This window comes from Mesorhizobium sp. M4B.F.Ca.ET.203.01.1.1 (assembly GCF_004791025.1).
Lineage (GTDB): Bacteria > Pseudomonadota > Alphaproteobacteria > Rhizobiales > Rhizobiaceae > Mesorhizobium > Mesorhizobium abyssinicae.
Genome location: NZ_SRUO01000089.1, coordinates 1 through 390, shown reverse-complemented (window position 1 = coordinate 390; position 390 = coordinate 1). Strand labels below are relative to the sequence as shown.

Annotated in this window: 1 protein-coding gene; it reads right to left on the bottom strand. The window is 67.4% G+C overall.

The features are described from left to right. Window positions 1-390, bottom strand: a 390-nt coding sequence (locus EN846_RS33755) for a sodium/proton-translocating pyrophosphatase (protein ID WP_135928108.1), incomplete at both ends; no start/stop codon positions are given.

The following is a 390-nucleotide window of genomic DNA, read 5'->3' as shown; positions in this document are numbered from 1 at the left end:
GTCGCGGATCTCGGAAGGCAGCTCGGCCATTTCAGCGATGCCGCCGGCGTTGTCGGTGATCGGACCGTAGGCATCGAGGGCGACGATCATGCCGGCCATCGACAGCATCGCGGTGGCGGCGATGGCGATGCCGTACAGGCCCCCCAGCGCGAACGCGCCCCAGATTGCCGCACACACCGCCACCACCGGCAGCGCGGTGGACTTCATCGAGATGCCGAGGCCGGCGATGATGTTGGTGCCGTGGCCGGTGGTCGAGGCCTGTGCCACGTGCTGCACCGGCTTGTACTGGGTGCCGGTGTAGTACTCGGTGATCCACACGATCAGGCCGGTCAGGAGCAGCCCGATCAGCGCGCAGCCGTACAGCGCCATCGGCCCATGTAGGTTGTCCGA